Here is a 26,987-nt window from a genome sequence, read left to right on the forward strand (position 1 = left end):
TCTTTATTTATACTAGTATCTTGTGCTACAAATGAGCTATCTATGAATAAAGATTCTTTTGGAACAGAGCCCTTATCAAAACTACTCAAAGCACAGTCAATTCCTGCTTCTATAGGTATTTTGGTAATGTCTGTATATGGTATCGTTGATACTATTTTTGTAGGTCGGTGGGTGGGTGCCTATGGTATTGGAGCCATCACTGTGGTTATGCCGATTACGTTTTTAATTTCGAGTATTGGAATGGCAATTGGCGTTGGTGGCGCTTCAATAATCTCCAGAGCTTTTGGCGAGAAAAATGATAAAAAGGCTTTTGCAGTATTCGGAAACCAAATTATGCTAACGCTTATGTTAGCATTACTGTTTGTGTTGTTAGGCTACGTTTATCAAGATAGTATATTAAATGCTTTTGGTGGTAAAGGTGAAATTTTGGAACCTGCGAAAGCTTATTTTGGAATCACCCTTATTGGAGTGCCATTTTTGGCATGGGCGATGATGAGTAATAATGTAATTAGAGCAGAAGGATATCCTAAAATTGCTATGTATACCTTGTTATTACCAGCAATTACAAACATTGTATTAGATCCGATTTTTATCATTGTTTTTGATATGGGTATTGAAGGTGCAGCATGGGCAACTAGTATTTCTTATATTATTTGTGCTTCGTTTACATTATGGTTTTTTATTTGGGGAAAATCTCAAATAAAAATCAACCTTAGATGCATTCGTCCGAATTTTCCAATCATAAAAGAAATTGGTGCCATAGGTTCAGTTACATTGGCTAGGCAAGGTGCTATTAGTTTGCTGTCTGTTGTATTGAACAATACATTATTTATCTATGGTGGAGAAATGGCGTTGTCTGCTTATGGTATCGCTAGCAGAATGCTCATGTTCGCAAATTTTCCAGTCTTAGGGATTACACAAGGAACTGTACCAATTTTAGGCTATAATTATGGTGCGAAATTATATACGCGTGTGCAAGATTTGATCAAATTATCTATGAAAAGTGCAACGATAATTGCTTTTGTGATTTTCACATTGATCATGGGATTCACCGAATATATCGTCGAAGCATTTACAAATGATATGGAATTGATAGAACAAACCATACCAGCATTGCGTTTGATTTTTTTAGCGACACCATTGATTGCAATCAATATGATTGGAAGTGCATATTTTCAATCCATAGGAAAAGCAATTCCAGCTTTGTTATTGACTTTATCCAAACAGGGATTCTTTTTAATTCCGTTGATATTGATATTGCCTAAATATTTTGGACTGTATGGAGCCTGGTATGCATTTCCGATTGCAGACATTGGAGCTACCACAGTAACTTATTTGTTTTTACATAGAGAAACGAATAAATTAAAACAGCGATAAATTCGTGTAATTGTGAATGGAGTGGATTCTGAATAATTCTATTTAACATAATGTAAATTATAGTACAAATATACATAATTGGTAAAGAGAGGTGATTAAGCATATTCGTAAGCTATAATGTAGTATTATGTAAAATATCCAAGAAGCATTCATTTTCATAAGAAACATCAGAACTTGGGTCATTAAACTAATAAGCGGTTTGCTTCGCAGTGTTTAAAAAACATTTTTACTTAAATACTTAAATTGTTTTTCAAAATATATTAATTTTTATGTTGCACTATACGTAAAGAAATAAAGAAATGTTTTTGTCCTTGTTCTGTATTATAGATAAAATGTACTAATAGGTGAAAACTTACTTTTTTTTATCAATTTCAAAAGCTTTTAGTTATTCTACACTAATATAATGTACTTCCCATTTTCCTGAAGTTACTCCTAAAGCTGGATCAATTCGAAGTCGTTTTAGGGATTCTTCCACTTTTCCAAAATCAGAAATTTTAAATCTCAACACTTGCAGCTCCGAATTATTTGGTTTAATATCAAATTCTATTTTTAATTCCTTATCCCAATCTATTTCTGGGTGTTTCCAGAAGCGATTACCTAAAGTATGAGAGGCTATACTGATTCTACCTTTGGTAGCACTACTTAAGTTTTTAAATTTCACAATGATACTATCTGCTTGACTCAAGTTTGCACTTGTCCATACAGCGCCTTCAATAATAGCTTCTCCTTTAATATCCCCTTTTATACATCCAGATTTGTCCCATTTCAAAGTAGTCCCTTGTTTAGAACGCCACCCCATTGTAGAATGTTTAAAATCCCATTGTCTACCTTTAGAAGGATACCCCTTATCATCTTTAGGTATCCTTATTGTTCCATCTTCATTAAAATGAATAGACTTCAAAGAAACACCTCTATAAAATAAACTTATATCTTTATTTTCTATAAAAGCATACCATTGCCCCTTCCATTGAAACACATCATTATGCCCTCCTTTTAAGAATGCCCCCTGAAACTCATAAGGCCCATACAAATTCTTAGACATTGCATACTTAGGTCCCCAAACTAAATAATATATATTGTTTCGTTTAAATACTGTTGATTTATCCTGAGTGCCCATTTCTTTGCCATTCTTTCCAAGCACTTTAATAAGCTTTGGATCGGAATCTAGTGAAATCATATTTTCCGCAAGTGTAGCTGCATAATATTTACCTGCACCAAAGAAAATTGTATACTTTCCATTTTCTTCAAAAATGGCAGGATCGTACGGATGTGTCTTACCTACTATTCCAGCTGGTAATAGTGGTTTGCCAAGTGGGTCAGACCAAGGACCTACCGGAGAATCAGCTACCATTACTCCTGTACTGTGATTTCTATTTGAGAAATACCAATAATACTTATTATCCCTTTTGGTAATATCCCCCGCCCAACAATTTGGCTTATCGCCTATATAAGTTTGCGTTGGTAAAATCTCCCCTTCTTTACGCCAATCAATTAAATTATCAGATGAACGTATTTCCCATCGGTTCATTCTCCAGTCTTCTTCCGTATTCCAGCTTTCATCATGTCCACAGAATAAATACAGTCGATTGTTATCAATTAAAACATGTGGATCTGTAAGTCCTTCCTCAGGAAAAACATTCGGAATATAAACCGCATTTTCACTTGAATAATGAGATGAATCTTCCTCTTTTTTCTTGTTTGAATTTTTACATGATAACACCAACATAGTTGTTGCAATAAGAATCATTAAATTTCTCATATTTACTTTTGATTATTTATATCAAGTATGACACTAAGTTACCTTGTTAAACTATTTTTTTCTTTGCCTTTTTATTTAACTCTTGAGCGTTGACAGAAAAAGTTTGAACAAGTAATAGTGGCAATATTGCAAAAGTGTAATAATTTCTCATTTTTATAATATATTTTTAAGTTAACCTTAATTTATTAACAGCATTAACTCAGCGTAATTATTCAATTATCCATAGTCAAAAAATATAGTTTAAAGGATAATAAATAGTAATTTATATCTGCTTTAATTTAACTCAAATATATAAAATTCAAACTTTAATTTCACCATTCCACACACATTATGCTTCCCTCCTATGTCGTCGTATAAAAAGTGTTCCATTAACATTGTAGAAGAAACTTTTGAGAACAAATTTTTCAAGAAACTGAAGTAACAACTTTCGCTTTTAGCCAAAGCTCAAGTTACATAACGCAGAACATTATAGTACAAATACGTAGTAATTTCTGTATAGCCGTATTTCAGGCTATTTACTCATAAATGGTAGATATAGTGCCTTTAAGTGTCTATATCGATAACAATTATGTTAAAAGAAATCGTGTGTTTTTTTAACATAGTCAAAATCAGCTTCAGATATTTGATCACTCGAAACATGGGATACAATATTTCTTAAATCATTTAATTCAACCCACCATTTTGTTTTATCGTCTTTGTTCAAATTTTCTTCTGTTGGTAATCTCTATAATGCTACTCTACCACGTAAACCAAAAACATAAGCACTTTCAATTGCAGGGTCTAAAGCTGGATTAGAAAAGTATTGAAAACTCGGTGTAATTGCAAAGTTTTGAGAAAACTGAAATCTATAGAAAATTTCAGTAGATAATTGACCTATATCGTTTTGCGTTTTACCCCAATTTAAACCGAAACCGATTAAATCTTTGTTTACGTTGGGTTTAATGATAAATCCACCGGTATAGGACTCAGAATAAATAGGCGCACTTCCTTCTGACCAACCCGCTTTAAAAAACGGCATAAAAGTTTCGTGGAATGTCCAGTTTGTACCAATCACAATACCCCGACCCTCTTCAACACCTGCCGCAACCCTTTCATCAGAATGCCACGCCATCACATGAAAATTCTTATAAAAACGTTCTTGTCTTGAAGGTGTCCATGAGAATTCTATGGATGTATACAACTCATTAAAATTTTTAAAAAATTCGAAATCATTAGCGGTGCTGTTGGCATCATTTACCGTAGCTTGAATTAAAAATTGATTCTTGATGTAATGACCGATACCAATACCTGTACTTGTATCTGCTAATGCAATTGAAGGATTTACCAAAATGGATAAATTTTGAAAGGTAGTAAATGGATTTACATACCCTAATACATCTAAGTAATCATTGGGATCATACCTTCCGATAATAACTCCTGTTCTCCCCTTGTTAAATTTCTGTTGCCAAGTCATTTCTAGCAATAAAAATCGAGCATCAGAAAACAAAAGTGCAGGAATTCCATTATATCCTAATTCAAAACCCAAGTTTGAAGGCGCTATTTGTGTGTACTTGTGTCTATGATCCACATTAACCACGAAAGTACCGTTGTTTAATGAATTCCTGTTGACCAAGGTCCATCTTGAATAAATTTTAAAAATACCACTTCCAGTAAACTCACTTCTCTTATAAGGAGAATTCTCTCCAAACTGATTGGTAGTGGTATAACTTGTACTCACTTGTAAACCTATTTTATCATTTACACTTTTTTTCCATTGAAACCATGGTTGTGTAATACTATCTAGAACGGAAATTCGTAAAAATGTTTCTTCCTCATCATCGGTAATAGCTAAAAAAGCTGTCAATGACCCAATACCTTGCTCTAGTTGATTGGCATAACCTGATTTCCCATTGTTTTTTTGAGTTTCACTACTATCAGATTGAGACCAAGAAATGGTTGGTATGCACAACAGTAACAATACCAAACTAATGCTCCAAACAAGATTATTCCAATAATTATTTATTTGATGTAACACCATTGGTTTTGTTTTCTAACTCAATCAATTCTTTGCTTTTTACTAGTGCTTTACTCATGTCTTTGCTGGACATCAATTCAACAATTTTATAGTCCTTTAAAAGTCCTGTAGGTAGTCGCATTAAATAGACTGCTTGAATCAATTCATTATCATTAGGTAATTCACAAACAATATAATTTTTACCGTCACCCAAACCAAAATAATAGCTGAGTACCTTCCCTCCTAATTTTTCAAAGGCAGCAGAGACTGCCTCTTTATGATCTATTGGGTTGTCCATCATTAGTTTCCATGCAGCAGCATTAGGTTCTCCAACAAACATAAACGTTCGCTTTTCCTGTGCTTTCGTTGATAGGCAAACAAACATTATGAAAAATAATAAAACTATTTTTTTCATAATTATTTACTTAAAGTGTTTTTGTACACTATACCATTTTTCATAATTAATTTGATAGATGCTACATCTTGCTCTCTTGGTGCAGCATCGAACCATTTGTCATTTGCTCCAATCACTTTAATATCTTCTAGTGGATTTCCGTTTACAAGTAAAATATCTGCATAAGCTCCTTCTTTAATCACTCCCAAATCCCCATCAGGATATGGGTTTTCCGGACCTGTTAATTTTGCCAATTCTCCGCCATTGATAGTCATAGCCTGCAAAGCCCAAAAATTACCGAACTCTCTTGCCATATGGAATTTCGTAAAATCCATACATTGTCTATAAGGTACACCTGTGAGAAGTACGTAATCTGAATTCAATACAATTTTAGGTTTGTACTTTTTTACCAACTTAGAGAACTCTGCACTTTCTTCTCGTAAATGCATAAACTTTTTGGTTGGTGGGAAATTAGGGTCTTGATGTGCCGGGTGCTCCATTGCTTCAGGCGCTAAAGCTGTTAAGTTTGGTGATAAAATTGCGTTTTTCTTAACCAATTTTTTCATGTTTTTCTCTGAAATCGTCAAACCATGATCGATAACTTTTGCTCCTAAATCTAGAGCTCTACCTAAATCTTTATCTTGATGTACATGAACAGCGACATACGAACCCCAGTCTTCTGCTGTTTCTACCGCAGCACTTATCTCGTCATCACTAAATTGAGATGCATAAATAGGATCTTTTAAGGATGTTACCCCACCACTTACCATTACTTTGGTATAATGTGCTCCTAAAGCATAATTTCTTCTAACTGCCTCCATTACTTCAGCTCTACCATCTACAACTCTAGTCATTTCTAAACGCTCCATATTACTTTCTCCTTTGCGTTGGGTTAGCATTCCAAAATCACCATGACCAGCAGTCTGTCCAATCAACCCTCCAGCAGCATAAATTCTTGGCCCAGGAAGCGTACCTTCATCAATCACATTTTTTAGTCCAACGTGTGCTCCTCCCATGTCTCTTATCGTCGTAAATCCCATCGCCAACATTTCCTGAGCAAATGCAGCTGCTCTCGCACCAATTTCTTCCCACGTAGTTCCTTCTAATTCGTGTAGTGTACAAGTTTTATACATATTCATATGTACATGACTATCAATTAAACCAGGCATTAACGTCATTCCTTTACCATCTATAATCGTGGCATTTTCAGAAGCAATAATTGCCAAAGGTTCTTCCGATACTTGTGATATCATATTGTTTTCTATCAGAACATCTCTTTTTAACAATTCATTAGAAATTCCATCGAACACCATTACATTGGTAAATAACACAAGTTTTTTAGGTGACTTTTGCGCAAAAACACTTTCTATTATTAGAAATACAGAAATCATTAGTAATAGTAATTTTTTCATAATTTTTGATTTTGATAATTTAATGGTTTGGTTAGTCTAATGTATTCTTGTAAACTTTACCATCTTTCATAATGAATTTGATTGATGCTACATCTTGTTCTCTTGGTTCAGCGTCAAACCATTTGTCATTTGCTCCAATTACCATAATATCTTCTAAAGGATTTCCGTTAACCAATAAAATATCTGCATAAGCACCTTCTATAATCACTCCTAAATCCCCATCAGGATATGGGTTTTCTGGACCTGTTAGTTTCGCTAATTCTCCGCCATTTACAGTCATGGTTTGCAATGCCCAAAAATTTCCGAACTCACGCGCCATATGGAATTTCGTAAAATCCATACATTGACGATAAGGGACACCTGTAAGTAAAACATAATCTGAATTAAAGACCATTTTAGGTTTGTACTTTTTGATATAAGCAGTTAGATTTTTACTTTGTTCTCTAAGCGTCATAAATTTTTTGGTAGAAGGAAACTCTGGATCTTGATGTGCTGGATGCAACAATGCTTCAGGAGCCATTCCGGTAAGATTTGGAGAGAAAAAGGCTCCTTTTTTCACCATTAATTTCATGTTTTTTTCAGAAATATTAAGTCCATGGTCTATTACTTTTACGCCTAATTCTAACGATCTTTTTAAGTCAGGGTTCTGAAACACATGAACAGCAACATACGAACCCCAGTCTTCTGCTGTTTCTACAGCTGCACTTATCTCATCATCGGTAAATTGAGACGCATGAATTGGATCCTTTAAAGAAGTAACTCCACCGCTCACCATAATTTTGGTGTAATGTGCACCCAGAGCATAATTACGTCTAACCCCTTCTAGAACTTCTGCTCTACCGTTGACAATTCTCGTCATTTCTAAACGCTCTAAATTACTTTCCCCCTTACGCTGGGTCAACATCCCTAAATCTCCATGACCTGAAGTTTGAGATATCCATGCACCTGCTGAATAGATTCTTGGCCCTGGCAATAAGCCTTCATCAATCACATTCTTTAAACCAACATGTGCACCTCCCATATCTCGAATAGTAGTAAATCCCATGGCTAACATTTCTTGTGCAAAAGCGGCAGCACGAGCACCAATTTCTTCCCATGTAGTTCCTTCCAATTCGTGTAGAGAACATGTTTTGTAGGTGTTTAAATGCGTATGGCTATCAATAAGTCCAGGCATTAATGTCATCCCTTTTCCATCGATTACTTTGGTGCCTTCTGGTGTGCTAAGGTCTGTTCCTATTTTTGAAATTAAATTTTTAACAACCAATACATCATTGCCTTCTGTTAATTGATTGTTTTGTCCGTCGAAAATTTTTACGTTCGTAAAAAGTGTTTGAGCACTTGCAGTAGTCATTAGAAGAGAAGCTACTAAAAAGGAATAAAAACATTTCATAGTTGTGGTTTTTGATTACAATTCTATAATTAAAAGTTAAAGTATTTTGCTGGTAAATAGTCGTAGTCTTTTTTGATATTGATGATCAGACGTGCTACTATAATCCCAAAATTTGAGCGTTGATTGGTTACAAAATTAAGTTGTGTTGCATACAAATACCCCAAGTTTACGGTGTGTTGCTTATTTACAATATAGGCTGCATTTACCCCAGCCATCAATACCTCAAGACCATTTTTCTCTGGAGTAAACTTATAGTAGCTACCTAAAAGCAATGAACCAATCCAATGTTTGTTGATCAAATGATTGTACGACGGAAAGTATCGAACAACCTGTGTCGTTGGTCCAGAACTCTTAAAATCTATTTGTCCTTTTATTTGATGCGTAAATTGTCCTCTACTCGTTCTATGTTTCAAAACCACACCAAGTCCAGGGCGAAATTCGTAGCGATTTTGTTTAACGGTATATCTAAAGTCAGGTACAATTTCTACATGTTCTGACATCAAATACGAACCTACATATTCCAACTGCCATTGCAGAAGGCTTTTAAAATCATTATTCAATCGAACTTGCCATTCGACCGAATTCATCCATTTTTTCTTTCCCCAAGTAACTTTGTTACCCACATACATTACATTGTCCCAATTCCCACTTTCTTCAGCAGAATCTTGAGCTGATATATCAAGAGGCATTAAAAGAAATAGCAGCAGAAATAAACAGTACCAATTTTTCATTCAGTTTTTTAAAATTAAAAATAGAAAGAATCAAAATGTAAAAAAGGTAAAAGCTGTACTATTTAAGGTAAATTTTATTTGTTTACTGCTTACTTCTATAAGAGTTTGGAGTTTGTCCCGTGTGCTTTTTAAAAAACTTACTAAAATTACCCACCTCTTGAAAACCAAGCTCATAAGCAATGTCAGAGATGTTTTTTTCGGTGTTGTTTATCTTTGTCTTGGCCTTAGTTATGATAAAATTATCAATATAATGTTTCAAAGTACTAGCTGTAAATATTTTACAAATACGATTAAGATTATGGAATGTAGTATTCAATTTTGAAGCAAAATAATTTCCATTTCTTGAGTTTTTTATCCCTTGATTCAAAACCTCTTGAAATTCTTGAAAAAGCACTAATTCTTGATTGTGATTTAAAGAGGGATGTTTATCAATATATTCTGCCTCTAGTTTCTTTATAAAACCAGACAACAAAAACGGCAACACTTTGTTTTCAGGCTCTTTCATTTCCTCTGAAATCAATTGCAAATGTTTAATATAATTTTGATGTTTCTGGGTTCCTAAAAGATAAATTACTGGATTTGGGAGTACTAAATTTTTATTAGAAAAGATAACACTAGTAAAATCATACAACAAGCTTTTTTCAAAACCTTCTGTAAAAAACAATAAGAATCCATTTTTTTCAGCATTTGGATACCAATGATGGCACTGATTTTTCTTGATAATAAATATGGTACCTGGCTCATAATCATAATCAACAAAATCTACATTGTGCTTGCCTTTGCCTTTGGTGTATACAATAATCAAATCAAAATAAAGCTGATGAGGTGCATACTTTATTGTATCTGAAATATTGACATTGTCATTAAATTCTCTTATCGAAATAATTTGAAATCCGTTTATAGGTTTTGCACCGGTAGATGGTCCTTTCGGAGTTTTTACAACATTCATAGAATTATATATATTTCTGAACTAAAGTTATGGAAACTTCCAGTTACTTGCATCAAATCTATAGAAAATAACTATGCCAAGATATGCAGTTTAAAAGTATATGTATTAATAATACATTCTAAAATCTAAAAGTTTACACATTTTGAAATGTCTTTGATGCAGTTCTTCAACCACTTCTAGCATATTTTCGTCTTCTTTGAACAAATTAAAAAAAGCCATATCTAAGTTTGAACTTGGTATATTACCTAACTGTTTTCCATAACCAGAAATTGCTTTGGCACCAGTTATATCCAAAAAATATTGTGCTTCTTCCTCTTCAAGTTCCAATATTTTTGCATTTGAAAAATGTAAGATTTTCCCACTCAACCTACCTTCAAAAATTTCTGCAATTTCCTGTAAACTGTAATAGTAATTGTTGATACATATAGAATTTGATACCCCTTTGATCACCAAATAAATAACCTCATAGTCAATAAAATTATGATCTTCTAGAACTAAAGTATTTAAGCAGGTTTCAAGACCTTCTATTGTGTCACATGTATTGTAGATACTGGCAACCCCATAATCCATGGTCAGTTGTTCCATTTTTTTTTGTGTCTCTGTCAACCGATTCGATGTTATATCATGTACCGCTTCTAAACAGTAAATAAAATAATCTGTATCTAAAGCTGGATTTTCAGAAATCTTAGTGCGGTTTGGTAACAATGGTTTTGAAATTTATGACTCGTGTTTTACAAAAATAGAATATCTCTCATATTTTTCTATTTTTTTTTAGAAAACATGAAAACGTTTATGTACCTGATTAAAATATTAATCTTCATCTTGCTAGCATGCTTGGTTTCTTTTTAAATTACAAATCATAAAAATTGCTAAACTTTATTTACAAATATTTTTTGCAAAATTTAAGTATTATTATTGGGGCTAAAATGAGATCTACAGCTAAAGTTATCAATACGATCAGGCCTACTAAAACACCTAGGGTGTATATTTCTAAAGAAATAGATTGCATTAAAATAAAAAAGCCCCCCATTAGAATAATACTCGTTGCTAAAATGGCTTTCCCGCACTGAGTTACAGCTATGTGAATAGACTCTTCTATGGTGTTTCCTTTTTTTCGTTCCCATTGAAGTTTACTTAATAAATGGATCGTATCATCTACAGCGATCACAAATCCTACGGTGAAAATTAGTGCAATTTCAGCACGCAATTCAACACCAAAATAGCCCATTATTCCGGCTGTTATTACCAAGGGAATCATATTTAGTACAATTGCCAAAAAACCTAAAGCCATATTTTTAAAGACTAAACTAAGTGTTATGGAAACGATAATAATGGCAATCAACAAACCTATAAAAGTGTTTTTAATACTTTTCTCTTGAGAGATGCCTATCAACAAATCAATCCCTGATAACTGAGGTTTTATTGGGTATGTAGCAAGAATTCCTGAAACATTTTTTAATATTTCTTTTTCTAATTCAGCCACTTTTTCAGAACCTAAATCCTTCATTTGCGCACTAAATTTAAATCGAGTTCTATTGACATTCGCCAAATAATCTTTGCTCATAAACAAAGCCAATTGCTTGTCATTCTTTTTCAAAGACTGTAGGTTTAATGTGGAACTTGTGTTTTGCAGAAGTCTGTAATAATCTATCGGAGATTTCAATTCGTTCAATTCCTTTTTTGAGGATAAGTATTTTTCAACTTTTAATACTTGTACAAACAAAGTACTGTCCAATAAACTTTTATTTTCTGTGTTACTTAGAATTAATTCAAAGGTTCTTGAGCCTCCAAATTTAGTTTCAAAGAACTGATAACTATTATGTAGGTCTGTATTTTCTGGAATGGAATAATGACTACGATTCGTACTGATAAACTGAATTCCAAAAAGACTTATAAAAATAAGCACCCCAAAAACCATCATAACTTGACGTTCTTTTTTGTAGACTACATACAACCAGTTATTTAATTTTGTCGCTAGACTTGTAAAATTTCCCCTAATCTGAAATAAATGAATATCTCTAATTTTGCTAAAATATATCGGTAGAAATATCAAAGTTAGTATAAAGGTTAGTACAACTAAAAACGCAGATTCTATTCCGAAATGACGAATGGCTTTGATAGGAGAAAAATACAAAACCATAAAACCAACTGCCGTTGTGAAAGAAGTGATGAAAGTTGTAAATCCTATTTCAGACAAGGTATGTTGAATTGCTTTTTTTATAGGAAGCCCTTTTTGAGATTCTGAATCAAACTTGATACATAAATGTATAACATCTGACACTGCCACTATAAGAATTATGGTTGGTAAAAGATTAGACATGGTAGTTAAAGGACGATTTAAGGCTGCCATTCCACCTAAAAACAAAACAACTACCACAATCACTAATACTATAGGAAATACGATAGCTACGGGTCTTTTAAAGATGAAAAGTAGGCTGATGCATAGAAATAAAATCACCCAAAATAAAAATTTTCCTATTTCTTGTACTAAGATATTTTTAAAGGTAACATCTACTACTTCTCTTCCCCAAAGAAAAGTTTTTAGATGCGATTGTTCACGAACCTTGTTGATGTCGGATAGTAACTTTTCTAATGCAAAGGGGTCTAAATCTGGAGCAATTTCAATCCAAATAAATAATGCGTCCTCTGCAACAAAACTGCGCATCAAAGGATCACGACGAATTTTTTTAGAATTGCATTGATACTGTTCTTTATTGCTTTTTGAGACATATGGTGTGGGTATCACCCCAAAACTCGTTTTAAGAGGATAAGAAACAGTAAGTACACTACTCACCATTTCAATAGATGACAATTCTTTTATATTTTGAGAAATGTTGTGCAATTGTATGAATGAATCATTCTCCAAACTAGGACCTTCCGTTTGGATCCCTAACACTAATATATCTTCTTGATTGGCAAATTCAGTTTTAAGCTCTTGATAGAATTCAAAATCTTTATCATCTTCATGAAAAAATTGTGATATATCCGCATCAATTTTTATAGCTGGTATATTGAATAGAGAAACTATCAACAAAACAACCAACACAATAAAACTAATGTTTTTTAAACTGAGTAATTTAGGAACCATTTACATTGGGTTGCAATTTATTCGAAAGATACGAACTGAATCAAAGCTTAGAAAATAGTTTTTTGCAAAATTTAAACTCAATTTTTTCACAAAGAGCACTGCAACTTCTGGGAAACGAATTGATTTTACAAAAATTAATAGTAATACTATCATATAAAAAGGATTGTTATCTTTGTTTCAAACACCTAATCCTAATCAAACAACAATATGGTTGAATTATCAGGAATTATTATCCTTGGAATATTAGCACAATGGTCGGCCTGGAAATTTAAACTTCCGGCGATTTTACCTCTTATAATAATTGGTTTGTTTGTAGGGCCAATAGCAGCTGAATGGTTGAGTAGTGATGGTACAAAATGGATTCAACCTATATGGAATGGTGAAAAAGGATTATTTCCCGGAGAAAGTCTGTATTATTTTGTTTCCTTGGCGATCAGTATCATTTTATTTGAAGGTGGTTTGACCCTAAAATTAAATGAAGTAAGAAATGTTGGTCCAGTTATCACAAAACTGATTACAATAGGTTCTGCGGTAACATTTTGGGGAGCAGGTTTGGCTGTACATTTTATTTTTGGTTTGACATGGCAAGTTTCATTCTTGTTTTCTGCCTTGATAATCGTAACGGGTCCAACGGTAATAACACCAATTTTAAGGAATATACCGCTTAAAAAAGATGTGTCTGCTGTTTTAAAATGGGAAGGAATTTTAATTGACCCTATTGGTGCATTGGTTGCCGTATTGGTGTTTGAGTTTATCAATGTGGGTACTGGAACGACTTATACTAAAACAGCGTTTTTAGAGTTTGGTAAAATTGTACTTTTCGGCTCTACCTTTGGCTTTACGTTTGCACATGCACTGAGTTTTGCAATTCGTAGAAAATTGATTCCTCACTATCTATTAAACGTATTTGTACTCGCTTCAGTACTTGGTATTTTTGTATTATCAGATGCTTTTTCACATGAATCTGGTTTACTTTCAGTAGTGGTAATGGGAATGGTTTTAGGAAATTCTAACTTACCGTACTTAGATGATATTTTAGATTTTAAAGAGTCGATCAGTGTACTTTTAATATCTATCTTATTTATTTTATTGGCTGCAAATGTAAACTGGAGCGACTTAATGTTAATTTACAACTGGCAAACCCTTACTTTGCTTGCGATCATCGTTTTTATTGTTCGTCCTTTAGGGGTGTTTTTATCTTCGACTCAATCGACTTTAAAATTCAACGAAAAACTTTTTATTAGTTGGGTTGGACCACGTGGAATTGTAGCGGCTGGTATCGCTTCATTGTTCGGATTGAAATTGGTAAAAAACGGTGTTGAAGGAGCTGAATACATCACTCCTCTTGTGTTTGTTGTAGTACTCGGGACCGTATTATTCAACGCAACAACAGCGCGTGCATTTGCTCGTTTAACAGGAGTTTTCGTACAAGACTCTGAGGGGATTTTAATTATCGGAGCTTCAAAATTCTCAAGATTAATTGCTGATTATTTAAATCAGAATGGCAAACAAATAGTCTTAATAGATTCGAATCAAGGTAATATCGACAAAGCTAGAAATCTAGGTTTAGATGCAAATTTAGCGGATATTTATTCTGATGATTTGGTTGATGATATTGAGTTAAGCAATATTGGATTTTTAATTGCTTTGACAGGAAATGCGGAAATAAATAAGTATTCCATCCAACGTTTTAAAAAACAATTTGGAGAAAACGGTGTTTTTAGAATAAGAACACATGATGAAGTTGTTGAAAACAGTCGCACCTCTAATCTATTACATCATAAAAACGATTTTGTATCAGTTTCAGAAGTTGCACGAAAGTATCCGAAAATCAACGAAATTGCGTTTAATACAAAGGAAGAATACATCAAACTTATTCGTTTGACAGAAACAGATGAAGATATGATTCCTTTATTTGTCAAGTACCCAGACAATCATTTAGACATTATTACTTATGTTAATAGAACGCGCCTTGAAAACATAAAGAAAGGAACAAGCATTGTTTACCTAGGGAAAGAAATAGAACCTATTTCATAAAAAAAAGCCACCTAACAAGGTGGCTTTTTTTATTAGTTCAATGAAACTTAGATCTTAATTACCTTTTTGTACACTGTATAAGCATCTGCTTGTATTTTTAATATATACATTCCTGACGCTAAACTAGAAGCATCTAGTCTAGGAGAATTTGTATCTATCTGTAACTTTTTGACTAGTTGACCGTTCGCAGATAAAATTTCAACTTGCATTGCATGGATGTGTTCGTTTACGGTAAAATAAAAGTATCCATTTGAAGGGTTTGGGTATACTTGTAGCTTCTCACTAAACTCTGAATTCGCACTCAAAAGTCCTTCAGATCCAATATTTCCAGACACTCCGTTAACTGTTTCATCATATCTCCATAAATTGTATTCTGTATCCTCAGAAAACAACCAATTATTACTGTTGTTGATACTCGCTCTTAATTCTGAAGTTGTACCAGACAATGCTCCCGTATAAACTCCATAATTGTGTTTTTCACCAACATGATTAGCATTCACTCCATTTGTCAAAGCTGTCGGAAGCTGGCATGCTGAATTTCCACCACCATTCCCCCAACCTAGTGCGGTATTTATTCCTGTAATCCATGAAGCGGCATTCGGATCAGTTGGCAGCACAAAAGGATCAGCCTGAAAAAACAAGATACCTTCACCATTGGTAGACACATCAAAGTCACCATCACTATCTTCAGCAACTTTTCCAGTATAATCATGAGAAGTAGTTCCTATAGTTTCTTGAGAGTTGTTTGCTACTTTTTTCACCAAACCATCAGAATCAAGTATAAACTGATCACCTTCATTCAAAGCTATTCCAGGAGACCAGGTCCAAATATCATCAACACTGTAGTCTCCAGTAAATCCATTTGCTGAATTGCTCCAGGTTCTATTAGAAATAGAAATTTTTGTAGTGGCACTAATGTCTTTTAAAACTATAAATGCTACTTTTCCATCATCCGACTTCCATCCGGTAATTGCAATATCCCCAGCAGTCAACACTGTAGGTTCTATTACATCAAAGATTGTAATTTGGGCTGGTGTCGTATTTACACTCCCTGTAGAAACTGAAGTCAACGTCAATTCAACGGTTTCACTAACTTCGTCAAGTCCATCTTCTGATGCTGTAATTAGTATTTGACTAGAATTCGTTCCATTTGCAATGGTCACCATTCCAGAAATCATTGAATAATCAGTTCCATTCGTTGCTTCACCTGCAATTGAATAATTTACATCAACGTCTTCTGTCGCCATAACACCTTCTGGTAGACTCACTGTAAACACTCCGTTTTTCTGTCCTTCTATGGCATCTGTATTTGCACTGATAGTAACGACACTCAATTCACCTTCCAGTTTCAACAACGGACTTTCAAACAATCTATCATAGCCAGGAAGTGTTCCGTCTTTCCATAAAGGATCGTGAACATGTGTATCACCAATACCATCATTATCACTATCATAATGTGTGTTATCGTACCATGCTGGTTTTACATCTTTAAAGTCTTTTACTAAATCGATGGCTTTGTCTAAAATATCTTGAACTATTTCTTCTCCTCCAGCTTGATTTCTAATATTAGTTGTTTCACCTGGATCTGTAGAAATGTCATACAAACTCCATTGTCCACCATTGGCCGTTTTTACGACTTTATAATTTTCATATGCAAAGGCTCCATTATGAAAACCGTTCTGAGGTCTCATTATCAACAAACCTTCATCAGGTCTAGGATTGTCACCCGCTATCATATCATCCATAAAGTCAACACCGTCAATTATTTTTCCTTCAGGAACAGATTCTCCAGCCAAACCAATCAAAGTTGGGTAAATATCCAAAGAACTTACTTGATGATCGTAAGTAGCAGGCGAGATTTTATTTGGCCAAGAAACAAACATTGGTACTTTATGTCCACCTTCTCTTACACTACCTTTACCTGCATCTAATGGGTAATTAACAGCACCTTTACTGTGTGTATACCCCCCGTTATCACTTAAAAATATAATCACCGTGTTGTTGAATTTTGTCATGTCTTTTTTCAACTCAGTAACCAACCTACCAATATTGGTGTCCATATTTGAAACCATTGTAGCATACGTGATTCTAGCAGCAACAAATTTATCAATCAAATCCTGTTTTTCTTGAGGGTCTGTCAATTTTTCTACCGGTGTTGATTCAGTTATATAAGGACTATTGCTAATTAAAGATTCAAAATTAGGATTGTCTAATTTAAACTGTGCTTCTTCTGCAGCAGGAACCTGTAAAGGTGTATGTGGTGCATTATAAGACAGGTACATAAAATACGGATCTGAAGAATTGGCGATACTTTGAATATAAGATATGGCATCGTCTGTTATAACATCGGTTAAATAATCGTCTTCACCAGAATTACTAAATTCATTTCTGTCTACATAACCTCTGTCTCTCCAAATAGGATCTTGGTATTCATTTGTAACTGGATTGTCTCCACCAAGACGATTGTAAAAAGCATCTTCATAGATAGATTCAAAATAATTTTTACCACCCCCTAAGAATCCGAAAAAGTAATCAAATCCTCTGTCTAGAGGTTGGTAAGAACCTTCTGTGAATCCTAAATGCCATTTTCCGAAAGCTGCTGTGTTGTAATCAGAATCTTGTAATACCGTAGTGAAATAAGTTTCATTCACTGGAATTCCGAGAGGTGTAGTGATATCATTCGGCAAATTGTATTGAGCACCAATCCTATGTGGCAACATCCCGGTTAACAACGCAGCTCTACTTGGTCCACAAAAAGGATGTGCAACATGGGCATTTTTACAAACAATTCCGCTATTTGCTAATTTATCTATTTCAGGAGTTGGAATTACCCCTCTATCAACTGGAAAATCACTTTCTCTATTAAAACCAACATCTCCATACCCTAAATCATCTGCTAGAATAACGATAATATTGGGTCTTGTTCCATTTGTTTGTGCAAACATTTGTAAGGAGCAAATTGTAATTAACAATAAGAAAATTTTTTGTGTTATAAATTTCATAATAGTATATAATCTGATTTAAGTTTTAAGCATCAAAATTAATACCGAAACTTATTCTTACACACCTTAATTTTGTCCATTCATAGCACTATTTATTCTTTTCACATCTAAAAAGTTACATTTTTGAAGTTGATGAAAATTATCAAAACTACAAAATGAATGAATATTCATTTTTTTTATTACTTTTGCGATCGATGGGATTATCAGAGAAAAGTAAACTAAAAAAAGAGGCTATTGTCAAAGCCACCATTGATTTGGTAAACTGCAATGGCTTTCATGGCACTCCAATATCCAAACTTGCAAAATTAGCGGGTGTATCTCCAGGTACTATCTACTTATATTTTGATAACAAACAAGATTTATTAAATAAGGTGTATTTAGAAGCTAAAAGAAAGTTTACTAGTTACGCCTTTGCAAATTACAACACTAAAAATAGTGTTGAAGAAGAATTTAAAAACGTTTGGTTTCGTATTGCAGAGTTCAAACTCAATGAGATTCCTGAAACGATATTTTTAGCGCAATGTGATAACACACCAATTATCGATGAAGAGGTAAGACAAGAAGGAATTATTCACCTCTCGCCATTGCTTGATTTATGGTCTAGAGGAAAAGAACAAAACATCATAAAACCTATTTCAGACTATTTGCTATATGCCTACACCATTACCCCACTCTCATTTTTAATGGTAATGCACGCTAGAAATGCGCATTTGCTTACAAAAGAACTATTAGAAAACACCTATGAGTCAGCTTGGGATAGTATAAAAAAATGATTAAAAAAATATAGATTACCCCTAATCTTAATTAGGGCTTGCAAGGTTGTTTTGCAGGCCCTTTTTTTTGTTAAAAATAATAGGTAAAACCAACATGTAAATTAAATCGAGCTACCTTTGAATTCATAGTGTATGTTGGTTCACCAAATAGATAGTATTCTTCTGTAGGTTGTGACAAATTAACCAATTGTTGTTCATTAAGTGTATTACTATGCATGAAAGACAATCCGTATGACAATTCAAAAAAAGTAAGTTTGTGACTTAAACCTGCTGCGTAATGATAAAAATCCCAGTTACTTATTGTTGGAACAAAGTCTTTATACCTATCAAAATTAGTAGCGTCGAAATTGTTGTAATCTGTATTGAAACCAAGGTACAAATCTGTTTTTTTAGTTATATTTTGAATAACACCTAGACCTATATTGGTTACTGATTTATTAGCCAATTGGGGAACTCCAAAAGCTTCGATCTGATCAAAAACACTTGAAGTGTCAAAGTCAGCAGCATTTAATAAGTTGTACTTATCAATCGCAGTATAATGAGCAAGTCTAACTGATAACTCTGTTTTAGAAAAAGTATAGGTTGCTCCAAAATCAAAAACCCAAGGTTTTTTATTTATGGTATTAATCTTTTCTTGAAAACTTAACTGATTTACGTCGTTATTTGTAGCATCTAATCCGTTGTATAATAAAGAACGATTGATCCATGCTTGTCCAAAGAAATTTGTATTTAACAACGGTGTTGTAATTGTAAAACCAAACTTTAGTTTTTCTAAGTTATAATTGAATCCTACTTTTGTCAATAAGCCAAAACTAAAATAATTCAAAGTTTCATTACTATATGAAGATGCCAAAGTATTTGAAATTTGATTGTTTCTGTTGTAATCAATTACATTGGCATTCATCGTTTGATTCAATCTAATATTTTTAATGACTCCATACAGACCTAACCCAATTCCAAATCGAGAATTCACTTTATATCCCGCAGCAAAACCATACCAATCTTCTCGCATTCGATTGCTATAATTATAACTTCCTAAATAATATTCATCTCCAGGATTTACAAGTGAATAATCTCCTTTCTTTTCAGTTTTCGTATTGAGAGAAATATTTGAATAGAGCGTATTTAAAATCGCATAAGAAAAAACCCACTTTTGATCTTTTGAAACTTGAATAATTCCGAACAGATTTTGTGGAACCGCCTCTAAATACGTCTGTTTTAGTGGCATGTTTTCTCCTGCTCCATTTTCTAAATTAATTGTGTTTGCAAAATATGTCACCACACTAAGAGACACACTATTATCTTTGATAAACGGCAATATTCCCGGATTATAGTATGAAGCTGAATAATTCTCGTTTTTTGCTAATACAGCACTTCCATTTAAAGCAGCTTTCGCTCCCTGATGTATAGACCAATAATTGTTTTCTTGGGCGTTTATTTCCTCAAAGATTAAAAGTAAAAAAAAACCTATAAACAGCGTCAAATATCGTTTCATACAACGAAGATAAAAAAAACTTCCTCCTAGAGATATCATAATGTAAAAAGTCTCTTCAAAAATGCTTTTGCGATCAATCCATATTATTACAGTTTGAAAATTCTTTTTATTTCGAAGTTTAATATCTTTACCATAAAAAATTATAAAAAAACTATTAACAGTATGAAACATTAATGATTGATTTGATTTTTAAAGTTTTATATAAATTTTCTTTATGGAACCATTAAATATATTTAACAGTAATTAACGTCTTCTCGCTAGTAATACTATTATCTTTGTCAACTGTATAATATGCATACAAAAACAACACCTTTATGGCTAAAATAAACTTAACTCCTTGGCAACGTTTCATCGGATTACTGAAATTGGAGAAAAAAGAAATCTTCCAGATTTTTTACTATGCAATATTTTCAGGATTGGTATCTCTTTCGCTTCCTTTGGGTATACAAGCGATTATAAATTTAATTCAAGGTGCGCAAATATCTACATCTTGGGTGGTATTGGTAATATTAGTAACCATTGGCGTATTATTTAATGGTGGACTTCAGTTAATGCAGTTAAGAATTATTGAAACGATTCAACAAAGGGTTTTTACCAAAGCAGCTTTTGAATTAAGTTATAGGTTTCCAAAAATAAAAATGGAAGAGCTGCGTAATTATTATCCGCCAGAATTGGCAAATAGATTTTTTGATACGCTTACCATACAAAAAGGTTTGTCTAAAATATTAATTGATGTACCTACGGCGCTCTTACAAATATTATTTGCACTAATATTATTGTCTTTTTACCATGCATTCTTCATATTATTCGGACTTTTACTCTTGATACTAGTTTATATAGTATTTAAATACACTGCAAAGAGAGGTTTGGAGACTAGCTTAGAAGAATCTAAAAACAAATACAAAGTAGCACATTGGATTCAAGAAATTGCCAGAACTATTGTAAGTTTTAAATTGTCTGGTGACTCGAACATTGCCTTGCAAAAAAATGACGAATTAGTTGTAAAGTATTTGAAATCAAGAGAGAAACACTTTAAAGTATTGGTACTTCAATACATGCAGATGATTAGTTTTAAAATGCTTATCACTGCAAGTTTATTGGTTATTGGTGGTGCCTTGGTGTTAAACCAAGAAATGAACATTGGTCAATTCGTAGCAGCTGAAATTATTATTTTATTGGTAATTGGTTCAGTTGAAAAATTAATTTTAGGATTAGAATCTTTTTATGATGTATTGACATCTATCGAAAAGCTTGGACAAGTTGTCGATAAAAACTTAGAATCTCAAACTGGAGAAAAACCTTTGTTTAACAATGATTTTCGTATCGATCTAGAAGAAGTTACGTATCAAGTATCAAATCGAAAAAAGCCAATACTTCAAAATATCAATCTCAGTATTCCTTTTAAGAAAAGAATCTTAATTAAAGGAGAAAGTGGCTCAGGTAAATCTAGTTTGTTACGACTTATTTCAGGGGTTATTGAGCCTACTGGCGGGAGTATGTACATAAACAATGTATCCGCTCAAAGTTTGCAACTCAATCATTTTAGAGCGCAATTAGGACTTTCATTATCTGAAGAAACACCTTTTGAAGGAACATTAAAAGAAAATATTACGTTTGGTATGCCAGATGTAACGGATGAAAGTGTTTTTGAACTGATTGAAGCGGTAGGATTGTCTCATTACGTAAAAGAATTACCTAACGGTTTGCAAACTTTCTTGCAGCCCGATGGAAAGCAAATATCATACACAATTGCTAAAAAAATAATTTTAGCTAGAGCGATAGCTAAACAACCGAAGGTGTTGATATTAGAAGATCCTTTAGATAGATTTAACAAAGAAGAAACAAAGTCTATCGTAGAATACTTATCGTCTCCATCTCAACCTTGGACTTTGATTGTCGTTAGTAGCAATCCATTATGGGAGAATTATATTGATGAAGTTATTACGATTGAAGAAGGTAAAATAAAAAAATAACAAATGCTGAATATCTCTAACAATAAAGTACATACGAAGGTAGATTTATTATCTTATAAATCTGGGCAATTTGCTTATTTCAAAAAGCACTACAAGCATTTCAATCGCTTTCTAATGGTTTTTGCTTTTACAGGGCTTATTACCTTATTTATGCCTTGGACACAAAACATTAAGAGTAATGGTATTGTAACTACACTACGTCCAAATCAGCGCCCACAAACCATACAATCGCAGATTCCAGGTCGTGTTGAAGAGTGGTTCGTACAAGAAGGGGATTATGTAGAAAAAGGAGATACAATCTTAAGGATTTCTGAAATAAAAATTGATTATTTTGACGACAGACTAATTGAAAGAACTGGAGATCAGATAAATGCAAAATCTTCCTCTGTAGATGCATACCAATCAAAGATTGATGCATTAAACAGACAGATTGTAGCATTAAAACAAGAACAAAAGCTAAAGTTAAAGCAAACAAAAAACAAATTGCTTCAAGCCTATTTAAAAGCAAAAAGCGACAGTATCGATTTTGAAGCTGCAAAAATAAATGCAGAAATTGCGAAACGTCAATACGATAGAACTGTAGTTTTAGCAGAAGATGGTTTGAAAGCAATTAAAGATGTAGAAGAAAAGAATTTAAAACTACAAGAGTCTAATGCAAAGTTGATAGCGCAAGAAAACAAATTATTAACTAGTTTGAATAATATTATCAATGCACAAGTTGATATATCACAAATTGAAACTTCTTATGTAGATAAAATATCGAAAGCTCAGAGTGATTTATACACTGCTAAATCGAGCCATTACGATACACAAGTGCAAGTTTCGAAGCTGGAAAATAGTTTCACCAATTATCAAAAGCGAAATGATCTATTATACATCACGAGTCCTCAAAATGGTTACATAAACAAAGCTATTATTGGAGGTATTGGAGAAACTTTTAAAGAAGGTCAAGAACTATTAGGCATCATGCCATCTCATTACGAATTAGCAGTGGAAACCTTTGTAAAACCAAATGATTTACCGCTATTGCATGTAGGTGAAAAAGTGAGAGTTCAATTTGAAGGGTGGCCTGCAATTGTTTTTAGTGGATGGCCAAATCAATCTTACGGAACTTATGGTGGAAAAATTGTAGCGATACAAAACTTCATTAGTCCTAATGGAAAATACAGAGTACTATTGGCTCCTGATGACAAGGATCACCCTTGGCCAGATGCTATTAGAATAGGCTCTGGTGCAAGAACATTTGCGTTGTTAGAAGATGTTCCGATTTGGTATGAATTGTGGAGACAAATAAATAGCTTCCCACCTAATTACTATCAACCGGAAAACACACTAAAAGGAAATGAAAAATCTAAAAAATAACAAATGAGATATTTCTTTGTATTTCTTTTATTCAGTACATTATCACTTCAATCACAAGTTGAAAACGACTCTATTTCTGAGAATCCTATAAAAGGAGATAGTATTGTTTCTATTGCACCAAATACAACAGAATTGGATTCGGTAGCGAAACTAAAACTTTCAAGTCTAGAGGATGGGTTTATGACTTTATCTGAGTTTTTAAGCTATGTTAAAACCTTCCATCCTATCGTAAAACAAGCGAATTTAATAGTTTCTGAAAGTGATATCAAACGACTCAAATCAAGAGGTGCATTTGATCCAAAATTAGAAGTAGATTATGCTACAAAACAATTTAAAAGCACGGATTACTACGATAAACTGAATGCCACATTCAAGGTACCTGTATGGTATGGAATTGGTGTAAAAGCAAATTACGAAAATAATGATGGTGTCTATTTAAATCCTGAGAGTACTACTCCAACCGATGGCCTTTATGGATTAGGAGTTACCGCTTCTATTGGTGGTAATATGTTGATGAACGAACGAATGGCTGCAGTAAAACAGGCAAAAAATTACCAAAAACAAGCGCTAGAGGAACGAAAGATATTGGTAAACAAAATATTATACGATGCTGCCAACACCTATTTCGAATGGCTACGTTATTTCAATGAAAAAAGAATTCATGAATCATTTCTAAACAATGCAGAAAGAAGATTTGTAGCTATCAAAAAAAGTTTTTATTCAGGAGAAATGGCTGCTGTGGATACTTTAGAAGCAAATATTGCCATTGGAAACCGCAAGCTAAATCTTGAAAAAGCTAATATAAAGTACATTAAATCTTCACTAGATTTGGCAAATTTTTTATGGTTAGAAAACAATGTCCCGGTTGAATTGAATACAAATATCACACCTGACACACTCACTATTGAAAGTGTAGATAGTGCTTTGAATACTACAAAAATTGAAACGGAAGAGTTTGATATAAATGAACACCCGAAACTAAAAGCATTGACCTATAAAAGTGAAATTCTTGAAATAGATCGAAAATTAAACTTCAACAAACTCTTACCTACAATAGAAGGTGAATACAATTTTTTATCAGGTTCTTTAGGGAATGAAAATGTTTTTGGATTGGATAATTACAAAGCTGGGTTTAAGGTTAGTGTACCTATCTTCATTCGAAAAGAAAGATCAGACCTAAAACTATCAAAACTTAAGATTGAAGCGATAAATTACGAGAGATCTACACAAGAAATCTCAATCTCTAATAAAATAAATGGATTGCTTCAAGAGTTAGACTCCTATGAAACTCAAATAGATTTATCAAAGATTTTAGTTAGAGATTATGGGAATTTATCAAAAGCTGAACAGCGTAAATTTAATTTGGGAGAGAGCTCTATTTTTTACGTAAACATACGAGAATCAAAACAAATCGAGGCAGAATTAAAATACGTGCAATTGATCAATAACTACCTGAAAACGAAAGCAAAATTATTTAACAGCCTGGTTATTTATTAAGTAAAACGAATCAAAATATTTGTTTACACAGCAACTGTGTGATCAACAGAAGTCACAAAGGTTTTATCCAAAACAGTATCTAATTGTATCCATTCTGATACAGCTTGACCTTTCTGAATAGTTAGTTGAACATAGCCCCTTTGTGAACTATTGAAATAAGAAAGTTGATCTACTAACTTTACGATGGCGGTTTGAAAACCAACTCTTTGTTCAACACTTGATACCAAATTTTCAAAACCTGGAGAGGTAACAGAAGCTGTTGCAAACTCCGGTACCTTAATCGTTCCGTTTTCTTTGATTATTTCATTAAACCAAGCATTATGTGAATCACCAGCTACTACAATAGATTTTTTACTTTCAAGCGCTTGTAAAACAACTTCTCTCTCTATCGGGTAACCGTCCCAAGAATCCAAATTAAATGGTAATACATTGGATACTCTCAGTTTATCCTCTTCTGACAACGTAGGGTCATTCAATTCCATTCTCTCCTTTATAGTTACTAATTCAATCAACTGATTTTGTAAACTTACTTGTGATGCTTCAGAAACTTGACCATTACCTGAATATTCGACACTTAACTCTGTTAATTTCTGAACTAGCTCAACAGGATAATACATTTTCCCCATCAATACTTGTTGCCCTACTAACAGCCATTCTGTATTTGAATTCGCTACTTCATTAAGAAACCAGTTTTTTTGAGTTGTACCCAAAATCGTTCTTGATGTATCTAGCCAATCCGATTGAAAAGCTTGTTGATTGATAACACCATTTGTTGAATAATTTCCATAAGATAGCTGTTTGTCTCTACCTCCCAATCGAGTATCTAGCAATGTTAATTGTAACAAATCGCCAAAGACAAAACTTCTATAAATCACGCTTTCATCAGTCGATTTAAAAGGCAGGTATTCACTATATGCCTGCAGTGCTTGTTGTTTTCTCGATAAGAAATCACCTTCGTTTTCTTGATGTGAACTTGCACCCTCTTTGTATGCGTCATTGGCAATTTCATGATCATCCCAAACACAAATAAATGGTTTGAGTTGGTGTAATTTTTTTAGATCTTCATCAGACCGATATTGCCTATACCTAGTTCTATAATCTTCAACTATCAATAACTCATTTGAAGGCAAATGCGTTCTCCCTAAGGCAATGGTTTCTTCAGTAGCTCCAAAACTAGAAGCGCTTTGCTCGTAAAGATAATCACCTAAATGTAGTACCAAATCTATATCAGATTCAGCCATGCTTTTATACACGTTAAAATAGCCTATTTCGTAATTAGAACAAGAAGTAACTCCTATTTTCAACTCACTTATTGTAGTTTTAGAGAATGTCTTTGTCTCTCCTATCTCTGAAACTTCTCTACTGACTAATTCAATAAACCTATAGAAATAATTTTGATTTTCTTGTAAGTCTTGTACTTCAATTGACATTGTATAATCTCGAGAAGCGTCAGTCGACACACGACCGTATCTAACTATATTTCCAAATGATAAATCCGTCGCAATTTGCCATTCTAAATGTACTGTTGCGATAGTTCCCAGGTACCGTGTCCAAATAATTACTTGTGTATCGGTTGGGTCGAAACTAGCAATGCCTAAATTGAAGTTTGTTGAATTTTCTTCTAAAAAATTAGTTGTAGGCAACTCTTGCAATACATCAGTATCACAACTGATAATATTTGGAGCTAGAAAAACTCCACTTGCTCCTAAAATCGATTTCTTAATAAATGATCTTCTATCTCCCCTACCCATGATA

The 26,987-nt window shown here is 33.3% G+C and carries 19 protein-coding genes; 6 read left to right on the forward strand and 13 right to left on the reverse strand.

Annotation, left to right across the window (positions count from 1 at the left end):
• Nucleotides 1–42 precede the first annotated feature (42 nt).
• The gene (locus F6P99_RS06670) at nucleotides 43–1,377 is read left to right on the forward strand and encodes an MATE family efflux transporter (protein ID WP_152286682.1); all 1,335 of its coding nucleotides are present in this window, start codon (nucleotides 43–45) and stop codon (nucleotides 1,375–1,377) included.
• A 385-nt stretch (nucleotides 1,378–1,762) separates the two neighbouring features.
• Here F6P99_RS06670 and F6P99_RS06675 read toward each other — a convergent pair whose 3' ends face one another.
• The 10 genes from F6P99_RS06675 to F6P99_RS06715 form a co-directional block, all read right to left on the reverse strand.
• Nucleotides 1,763–3,136, reverse strand: coding sequence for a family 43 glycosylhydrolase (locus F6P99_RS06675; RefSeq protein ID WP_152286683.1), 1,374 nt, complete (start codon nucleotides 3,134–3,136; stop codon nucleotides 1,763–1,765).
• A gap of 571 nt (nucleotides 3,137–3,707) precedes the next feature.
• A complete protein-coding gene (locus F6P99_RS13500; RefSeq protein WP_262884979.1) occupies nucleotides 3,708–3,839 on the reverse strand; it encodes a hypothetical protein in 132 nt (43 codons plus the stop codon).
• Between the two features lie 21 nt (nucleotides 3,840–3,860).
• Entirely contained in the window at nucleotides 3,861–5,153 is a 1,293-nt protein-coding gene (locus F6P99_RS06680; RefSeq protein WP_152286684.1) for a carbohydrate porin, read from the reverse strand.
• Nucleotides 5,131–5,469, reverse strand: coding sequence for a GYD domain-containing protein (locus tag F6P99_RS06685; protein WP_193316016.1), 339 nt, complete (start codon nucleotides 5,467–5,469; stop codon nucleotides 5,131–5,133). Before F6P99_RS06685 ends, F6P99_RS06680 begins: the two co-directional genes overlap by 23 nt.
• A 77-nt stretch (nucleotides 5,470–5,546) precedes the next feature.
• Nucleotides 5,547–6,935: a metal-dependent hydrolase family protein gene (locus tag F6P99_RS06690; RefSeq protein ID WP_152286686.1), complete on the reverse strand. Its 1,389-nt coding sequence runs from the start codon at nucleotides 6,933–6,935 to the stop codon at nucleotides 5,547–5,549.
• A gap of 31 nt (nucleotides 6,936–6,966) precedes the next feature.
• Nucleotides 6,967–8,325, reverse strand: coding sequence for a metal-dependent hydrolase family protein (locus F6P99_RS06695; RefSeq protein ID WP_152286687.1), 1,359 nt, complete (start codon nucleotides 8,323–8,325; stop codon nucleotides 6,967–6,969).
• Nucleotides 8,326–8,354: 29 nt separating this feature from the next.
• Nucleotides 8,355–9,056, reverse strand: coding sequence for a DUF2490 domain-containing protein (locus F6P99_RS06700; protein WP_152286688.1), 702 nt, complete (start codon nucleotides 9,054–9,056; stop codon nucleotides 8,355–8,357).
• An 82-nt stretch (nucleotides 9,057–9,138) separates the two neighbouring features.
• Nucleotides 9,139–10,005 (reverse strand): AraC family transcriptional regulator, encoded by an 867-nt coding sequence (locus tag F6P99_RS06705; protein ID WP_152286689.1) that lies wholly within the window; start codon nucleotides 10,003–10,005, stop codon nucleotides 9,139–9,141.
• 105 nt (nucleotides 10,006–10,110) lie between these two features.
• A complete protein-coding gene (locus tag F6P99_RS06710; protein ID WP_152286690.1) occupies nucleotides 10,111–10,710 on the reverse strand; it encodes a DUF6642 family protein in 600 nt (199 codons plus the stop codon).
• 175 nt (nucleotides 10,711–10,885) lie between these two features.
• Nucleotides 10,886–13,093: an efflux RND transporter permease subunit gene (locus F6P99_RS06715; RefSeq protein WP_152286691.1), complete on the reverse strand. Its 2,208-nt coding sequence runs from the start codon at nucleotides 13,091–13,093 to the stop codon at nucleotides 10,886–10,888.
• Nucleotides 13,094–13,300: 207 nt separating this feature from the next.
• On the opposite strand from F6P99_RS06715, the gene F6P99_RS06720 reads away from it, so the two are divergent.
• On the forward strand, nucleotides 13,301–15,130 hold the full coding sequence (locus tag F6P99_RS06720; RefSeq protein ID WP_152286692.1) for a cation:proton antiporter: 1,830 nt from the start codon (nucleotides 13,301–13,303) through the stop codon (nucleotides 15,128–15,130).
• Nucleotides 15,131–15,177: 47 nt separating this feature from the next.
• Here the strand turns inward: F6P99_RS06720 and F6P99_RS06725 are convergent, their stop codons facing one another.
• A complete protein-coding gene (locus F6P99_RS06725; protein ID WP_193316017.1) occupies nucleotides 15,178–18,075 on the reverse strand; it encodes a sulfatase-like hydrolase/transferase in 2,898 nt (965 codons plus the stop codon).
• Nucleotides 18,076–18,287: 212 nt separating this feature from the next.
• On the opposite strand from F6P99_RS06725, the gene F6P99_RS06730 reads away from it, so the two are divergent.
• Entirely contained in the window at nucleotides 18,288–18,905 is a 618-nt protein-coding gene (locus F6P99_RS06730; protein WP_317162572.1) for a TetR/AcrR family transcriptional regulator, read from the forward strand.
• Nucleotides 18,906–18,975: 70 nt separating this feature from the next.
• On the opposite strand, the gene F6P99_RS06735 is transcribed toward F6P99_RS06730, so the two are convergent.
• Complete coding sequence (locus F6P99_RS06735; RefSeq protein ID WP_152286694.1) at nucleotides 18,976–20,400, reverse strand: hypothetical protein; 1,425 nt, start codon at nucleotides 20,398–20,400, stop codon at nucleotides 18,976–18,978.
• Nucleotides 20,401–20,714: 314 nt separating this feature from the next.
• Between F6P99_RS06735 and F6P99_RS06740 the strand changes: the two genes are divergently transcribed.
• Genes F6P99_RS06740 through F6P99_RS06750 form a run of 3 tightly spaced genes read left to right on the forward strand, consistent with a single transcriptional unit; the run spans nucleotide 20,715 to nucleotide 25,232 of the window.
• Nucleotides 20,715–22,373, forward strand: coding sequence for a peptidase domain-containing ABC transporter (locus F6P99_RS06740; protein WP_152286695.1), 1,659 nt, complete (start codon nucleotides 20,715–20,717; stop codon nucleotides 22,371–22,373).
• Between the two features lie 3 nt (nucleotides 22,374–22,376).
• A complete protein-coding gene (locus F6P99_RS06745) occupies nucleotides 22,377–23,735 on the forward strand; it encodes an HlyD family secretion protein (protein WP_152286696.1) in 1,359 nt (452 codons plus the stop codon).
• A gap of 3 nt (nucleotides 23,736–23,738) precedes the next feature.
• Complete coding sequence (locus tag F6P99_RS06750) at nucleotides 23,739–25,232, forward strand: TolC family protein (RefSeq protein WP_226913032.1); 1,494 nt, start codon at nucleotides 23,739–23,741, stop codon at nucleotides 25,230–25,232.
• A 23-nt stretch (nucleotides 25,233–25,255) separates the two neighbouring features.
• On the opposite strand, the gene F6P99_RS06755 is transcribed toward F6P99_RS06750, so the two are convergent.
• Complete coding sequence (locus F6P99_RS06755) at nucleotides 25,256–26,983, reverse strand: alkaline phosphatase D family protein (RefSeq protein ID WP_152286697.1); 1,728 nt, start codon at nucleotides 26,981–26,983, stop codon at nucleotides 25,256–25,258.
• Nucleotides 26,984–26,987 lie beyond the last annotated feature (4 nt).

This window comes from Flavicella marina (assembly GCF_009193215.1).
Lineage (GTDB): Bacteria > Bacteroidota > Bacteroidia > Flavobacteriales > Flavobacteriaceae > Flavicella > Flavicella marina.